This window comes from Clostridium sp. (assembly GCF_032552055.1).
In the GTDB taxonomy this organism is placed as follows: domain Bacteria; phylum Bacillota; class Clostridia; order Clostridiales; family Clostridiaceae; genus Clostridium.
In genome coordinates, this window is record NZ_JAWGSV010000172.1 from 1 (window position 1) to 6691 (window position 6691).

Annotated in this window: 7 protein-coding genes and 1 other annotated feature; of the genes, 3 read left to right on the forward strand and 4 right to left on the reverse strand. The window is 27.1% G+C overall.

Annotated features, from left to right (window positions below):
• The first annotated feature begins 104 nt into the window (after positions 1–104).
• A complete protein-coding gene (locus E6248_RS11325) occupies positions 105–443 on the forward strand; it encodes a DUF3784 domain-containing protein (RefSeq protein ID WP_316340909.1) in 339 nt (112 codons plus the stop codon).
• A 105-nt stretch (positions 444–548) separates the two neighbouring features.
• On the forward strand, positions 549–674 hold the full coding sequence (locus E6248_RS11330) for a hypothetical protein (RefSeq protein ID WP_316340910.1): 126 nt from the start codon (positions 549–551) through the stop codon (positions 672–674).
• Between the two features lie 43 nt (positions 675–717).
• Here E6248_RS11330 and gltX read toward each other — a convergent pair whose 3' ends face one another.
• Positions 718–2379: a glutamate--tRNA ligase gene (gltX, locus tag E6248_RS11335; RefSeq protein WP_316340911.1), complete on the reverse strand. Its 1662-nt coding sequence runs from the start codon at positions 2377–2379 to the stop codon at positions 718–720.
• A gap of 64 nt (positions 2380–2443) precedes the next feature.
• Positions 2444–2660: a binding site (T-box leader), on the reverse strand.
• A gap of 155 nt (positions 2661–2815) precedes the next feature.
• On the opposite strand from gltX, the gene E6248_RS11340 reads away from it, so the two are divergent.
• Positions 2816–3997 (forward strand): glycoside hydrolase family 3 N-terminal domain-containing protein, encoded by a 1182-nt coding sequence (locus E6248_RS11340; RefSeq protein ID WP_316340912.1) that lies wholly within the window; start codon positions 2816–2818, stop codon positions 3995–3997.
• 100 nt (positions 3998–4097) lie between these two features.
• On the opposite strand, the gene E6248_RS11345 is transcribed toward E6248_RS11340, so the two are convergent.
• The 3 genes from E6248_RS11345 to E6248_RS11355 are packed head-to-tail and all read right to left on the reverse strand — an operon-like array spanning position 4098 to position 6675.
• Positions 4098–5948, reverse strand: a complete 1851-nt coding sequence (locus tag E6248_RS11345) for a DUF4173 domain-containing protein (protein WP_316340913.1) — start codon at positions 5946–5948, stop codon at positions 4098–4100.
• Positions 5949–5960: 12 nt separating this feature from the next.
• The gene (locus E6248_RS11350) at positions 5961–6167 is read right to left on the reverse strand and encodes a helix-turn-helix transcriptional regulator (protein WP_316340914.1); all 207 of its coding nucleotides are present in this window, start codon (positions 6165–6167) and stop codon (positions 5961–5963) included.
• A gap of 13 nt (positions 6168–6180) precedes the next feature.
• A complete protein-coding gene (locus tag E6248_RS11355) occupies positions 6181–6675 on the reverse strand; it encodes a DUF2975 domain-containing protein (RefSeq protein ID WP_316340915.1) in 495 nt (164 codons plus the stop codon).
• Between the last annotated feature and the right edge of the window lie 16 nt (positions 6676–6691).

The following is a 6691-nucleotide window of genomic DNA, read 5'->3' on the forward strand; positions in this document are numbered from 1 at the left end:
GTGTTGTATTTACAAAATATGTTATAATTGGATCATAATCATATTTTGATATTTTTATTAAGAATAAATATAACATAAGAATAATAAAATCATGGAGGTTCTATATGAGAAGTGTAGATATATATGGTCTAATTATAATTACATTACTTGTTGGAGGACTACTTACCTTCTTAGGATGGATAATTAAAAGTCAAAATGCAGGAGATATGCTAAATGGATTTGATACAAAAAAATACGATAAGGATACAGTATCAATGATAGTAGGGGGAGATATGTTTAATACTGGGATATTAGTTATATTTGTAGGAGGTATTGGACTTTTTCTAACTAGTAAATTTTATAATTATATAACTTTTACACAAATTGGTATTGTAATACTAGGAATTATTAAAAGTATGTATGATATGGATAAAAAATGTAGGATAAAAAAGATTGAAAGATAAATTGGTTCAGAAGACATCCCCTGTTAATCTAAAGATTATAAGGTGTTTTTTAATATTAAAGTCAAAATACTGTACATTAATATATTTTTAAAAGGAGGTAGTTCTATGGAAGAAATAGCAAATTTAGTTTCTATTAAAGTATCACCTCTATTTATTGGGGTAGGATTTATCATTGTTATAGCATTAGGTATCACTATCTATATGAAAAAAAGAAATGCAAATCACTCTTAAAATATTCAGAATTAATAAAGGTCGTTTTACAACGACCTTTATTTTATAAATTTAAAAATGCTTCAAATCTAGCTCTTACTTTATCTTCACCTAATATCTGCATAATAGTATAAAGATCTGGAGTATTACTTCTATGAGATAGTGCAGCTCTTACAGCACCAGCAACATCAGAAATCATTCCCTTAAATGCATCTGGATTTGCTTTATATTCTTTTCTATTTGCACAATATCCAAGCTCTGCACCAATAACTTTTAAATCTTCAAACCACTTTTCTTGGCTTCCTGCATTAAAGTTAAATCTATCTTTATATACTTTTATTACTTCTTTTGCATTTTCTAAAGTTAAAGTCTTTGGAAGTTCAACATTTTCTGATGTTTCTTTATTAAATAATTCATCAAAGAAATAATCAATCTTTCCTCTTACTTCATCCCATTTAGCAAAGTCTTTTCTTGGCTTTGGACCTTCTTTATCTATATTGAAGATTTCCTTAGACATTTTTTCATTTGCAGTTACTAAGTCATACATTTCCTTATCGAATTCCTTAGCCCAAGCTGTATAATAATCATAAACTACATCAGCCTTCATCTTACAAATAACTTCTTTACTTACATCATTTAATTTAACTATATCAAATAATGCTCCTGACTTACTCATCTTATCTAAAACCACTTCAAATTCATGATAATCTGTAGTTGGATTTTCAGCTCTCCAATCTTCAAAAGTAGAATTTATTATATTTAATAAGTATTCAATTACTGATACCATTGGGTATCCAACTTCTTTATAGTATGAAACTGCAGCTTCTGCATCTTTTCTCTTAGATAATTTTCTCTTAGAACCATTATCATTCTTCATTATAGTTGGAATATGAGCATAGTTTGGTCTTTCTAAACCTAATACATCAAATAATTGAACGTGTATTGGTAATGAAGATAACCATTCTTCTCCTCTTATAACATGAGTAGTTCTCATTAAAGCATCATCTATAGCATGAGCAAAGTGATAAGTTGGAAGTCCATCACCCTTTATTATAACTATATCTTGATTGTTTTCTGGGAAGCTTATATCTCCCTTTATTAAATCATGGAACTCTACTCTATTTTCTAAATTTCCTGGTGACTTAAATCTAATTATGTAGGCATCTCCATTATTTATCTTTTCAATAGCCTCTTCTGGAGTTAAATTTCTATCCTTAGCATATTCTCCATAATATCCTGGAGTTATTTTAGCTGCAGTTTGTCTTTCTCTAAGTTCTGCAAGCTCTTCTGGTGTATCAAAAGCTGGATAAGCTAATCCCTTTAAAATTAAATCCTTAGCAAAAGCTCTGTATATATCAGCTCTTTCACTTTGTCTATATGGACCATATTCACCCTTTGAAGAGTCATTTCCAGTCATACCTTCATTAAAATCCATACCAAAGTTATGCATAGTTTGAATAGTATCTTCTATAGCACCTTCTACTTCTCTTTTTTGGTCAGTATCTTCTATTCTTAAATAGAAAACTCCTTCTGTTTGACTAGCAATTCTTTCATTTATTAATGCAGCAAAAACTCCTCCTATATGTTGGAATCCTGTTGGTGATGGAGCATATCTAGATACTACTGCACCTTCCTTTAAATTTCTCTTTGGATACATCTTGATGTAATCTTCTGGAGTCTTATCTACATTCGGAAATATTAAATTAGCTAATTTTTCTAAACTCATTTTTTTCTATCCTTTCTTAACTAAATATTTATTTACAAAATAAAAAAGTCTTCAATCCTAAAACCCTTAGGACGAAAGACAAGTTTTCCGCGTTACCACCTAAGTTGACTAATAAAAATTAATCCACTCTTTCTTTATAAGGGAAGAATCCCACGTGCCGTTACACAAACAGCATCATAGCTCCGGAGCTTCTTTCTATAGGTTTAATTTCTAGGATTTCACCCTCCCTAGATCTCTTATAAATTAAATTACTATATACTCTTCTCTTTCAATGCCTTTATATTCAACTATTATCAGTAACATTATAACTTTACATTTCCCCTTTGTAAATAATTTATACTCTATTAAATACTAATTTCATATCATAGCATTATAATGTAAGTATAATACTCATTATGGATAGAATTATAATACTAATATTTATATGGAGGAAATTATGAAAAAATTTATATTAGCAATACTTCTTATAATTATATCTCTTACCTCAGTTTTTTTAATTAGAAAGCTTATAAATAAATATAAAACGAATAATAGTCAATCAAATCCTACATCCAATAATATTGATAAAGAAACCAACACTACTTCTGATAAAGATAATGTCTCAAATAAAAACTTACAAGAAAGAGCTAATGAAATTCTTTCTTCTATGTCTATAGAAGAAAAGGTTGGACAAATGTTTTTAATAAGATGTAATAGATACACTGCCCTTGAAGATTTAAATGAATATAAGGTTGGTGGATTTATCCTATTTGATGACAATATAAATGGTGAAACAAAGGAAAGTCTTTCTTCTACAATAGATACTTATCAAAATAACTCTCCTATTACTCTTATTATAGCCATAGATGAAGAAGGAGGAACTGTTAATAGATTAAGTTGGTATCCTGAATTTCGAGCAGTTCCATTCTACTCACCACAGGAACTATATAATGAGGGTGGTTATCCCCTAATTATTGATGATACTAAAGAAAAATCTACTCTTTTAAAATCACTTGGAATCAATATGAATTTAGCTCCAGTTGCTGATATTTCTACTAATCCAAATGATTATATCTATCCTAGAACCTTTGGAAAAGATGCAGAAGAAACAGCTAATTATGTAAAAACTGTAGTTCAAACTATGAAAGAAAATAAAATAGGTTCTACTTTAAAACATTTCCCTGGATATGGAGGTAATTTAGATACTCATGACGAAATGTCTAAAGATAATAGAAGCTATGAAAGCTTTTTAAATAATGATTTTATTCCTTTTAAAGCTGGTATAGATGGAGGTGCTGATAGTATTTTAGTATCTCATAACATTATAAATTCTATAGATGAAAATTTTCCAGCTTCATTATCTAAAAAAGCCCATGATGTTATTAGAAATGAATTGAATTTTGATGGGGTAATTATGACAGATGATTTACAAATGAGTGCTATTAAAAATTATTACGGAGAAAGTAAATCTGCAATTTTAGCAGTAGAATCAGGAAATGATTTAATAATTTCCTCAGACTATCAAATTCAAATTCCCACTGTAATTGAAGCCGTTAAAAATGGGGAAATAAAAGAAGAAGTTATAGATAAAGCCGTTTTAAGAGTATTAATATTAAAATTGAAGTTAGGAATAATATAAATAGGCTGTCCCTATGACAGCCTATTTTAAATGTGTACTTATTCTATGCAATTTATATTTTAACAAATGTTTTCACTAAACACTTTTAGCATAAATATTACTATTTAAAAATATTATTGTTAAAGTAGTTATACTCATACCAACGTTCAGTAATTACTCTCTTATTTGCCCAGTAATTGTAGTATTCACTACTTACTAATCCCTTTTCCCTTCCTTCATCTATTGCTTCTTTAGCATCTAAGGATAAAGTTGATAAATACCATATGTCAATTTCAGCTCTTGTATTTATAAGTTTTAGGTTTTCTTTAGCTATAAAATTATCTATATTAACAAAGTTTAATACTAAATATATTGCTACTGCTGATACAACAATAGGTTTGAATAAAAGTTTTTCTCTCCATATAAAAGCTAGGAGTAATAATAAAGCTATGCATAAAAATAAAGTAAATGCTTGAACTAATATTCTTAGTCTAGTATATCCAAATTCTCCAATATAAAGGTTCATCTTATATATTGCAGCTACCCCCATATTAATAGTTAACAGAGTAATAATACTATATAAAACATTTAAAATATTATTAGATTTAGAATGTTTTACATCTGTTTTAATTTTTATAGATATTATCATAATTAAATTTACTACTACTAAAAATACCAATTGGAAGAATCCTTTCCTCGCATACTCAGAAAAGCTAACTCCAGATGGTAGTGCCTTATTTAAATATAAATGAGTAACTTGTACTTGCGTAAATACTAAATAAATTAATATTATTGATACTAATATTGTGATTATAGTTGTTGAATTTAATGTTCTATTAAAGGTTTTATTATTTACATTTTTAACTTTAACTGCTCCTAAAGAGTAATATAGACCATAAGTTAGAAACATAATAATTGTAGCTATGAATACTCTTGCTACAAAATCATAAATATTGTTTATATTTATATAGTCCCATATATTAGATAGGTAATAACTAAATACCTCATCAGCTCCTGAAAGAATCATTAATAAAACTATTACTAGTGGGATAGAAATAAGAATTCCATTAATTATATGTTTCATATTCCTACTTTTCTTTTCTCCATCAGCTTTACTAAACTTTTCTCTAAACTCAAATGTAAGCTTTGCAGTATTTTCAAAGGATTTTCCTACTATAATTTCTAAAAATCCTGTACTAAAAGTAACAAATTTAAAAGGTAGTTTTTCATAAGTTAATAATAAGAATCCTGAAAATAAATTAATAGGTATAACTATTAAATTTAAAAATCTAAATAATTCATTAGTAAAGATTCCATAGGTTATTGACAGTGCTATACTGGATAAAACTAAAAAGAATCCTAAATAGCTTTTATTTCTTACACCTATGACACTAAAGAATATAACAGTCATTAACACAGTAATAATTGCTATTGATATTCCAAAATAGTTAAATAAGAATATAGATAAAAGTGCTCCTACTATTAGTGTTAAAGGTATTAAATTAATAGCCTTGTTACTTTGCATCCTTCCTTTTTCTAATTCTATTAAAGGCTTCCTAAGTCTATAATTATTTCTTATATTATAGACTCTTTCTAATATTTCAATGGAGTAAGTTCTATAGTTAATTGAGTTACACTTCATAACTACAGCTCTTAAAAGTTCTTCCTCAAACCTATTTATATTGCTTACATCAAAGGTCTCTAATATTAAGTCCTCATTAGATATATTTACATCTGAGTCTGAAGCATCTATAAAAATTAAATTAATATTATATCCTTCAATATTAAAGGTTTTATCCAGTTTTATTAATTTTGAAGTTCCTACTGTGATATTATCTTTTGCCCATCTCTCTAAAGATTTTTCTGGCGTTTCATCATTCTTCATTACTATAATTGGTATTCTATTTTTTTCTCTCTTAAGTAATAAAATTTTATCATTTTTCATTAAAACTAAAGACACTGCATTAATCATTTTACACCTCCATTATTCTTTTCTATATTCTAATATATCTCCTGGCTGACAGTTTAATTCCCTACAAATTGCTTCTAGAGTTGAGAATCTAACTGCCTTAGCCTTATTAGTTTTTAAAACTGAAAGATTAGCATTAGTTATTCCAACTCTTTCAGCTAATTCATTCAATGAGATCTTTCTCTTTGCCATCATAACATCTAAGTTCACTATAATTCCCATACTTTTCTCCTCATCATATAGTTAAATCATTATCTTCCTTAAAAGATACTGCCTTATCAAAAACTTTAGCTAGGATATAAATAAAAGCTGAGGCAAATAGAAATATAAATACTTCCATGTCAGTATGAATCCCCATATTATCCACATAAATAAGTTTAAATTCCCTAAAATCAGAATTTAGTAATAAATTAAATAAATAGCAAATTGCTATTAGTAAAGATGATAATGATATCTTTTTAAAAGCATTTGCATTAGATCTAACAAAAGGATCCCCTTTAATAAGTGTTTTTATTATTCCTTTTAATTTAAAAACTATATAAAATAAGTTACTAATTCCTACTACTAATAATATTACTACTATGCTCTTATTTATTAATATATTTTGTATTTCTCTATTTATAAAAGTATTGTAAATTAATATTGCTGTAAGTAAAGCTCCAAATATAAGGCTAATGTTAAGTATAATATTTAATATTTTAGATAAATTTTTTTCATTTCCAACTTCCATATTAATCCTCCTGTTT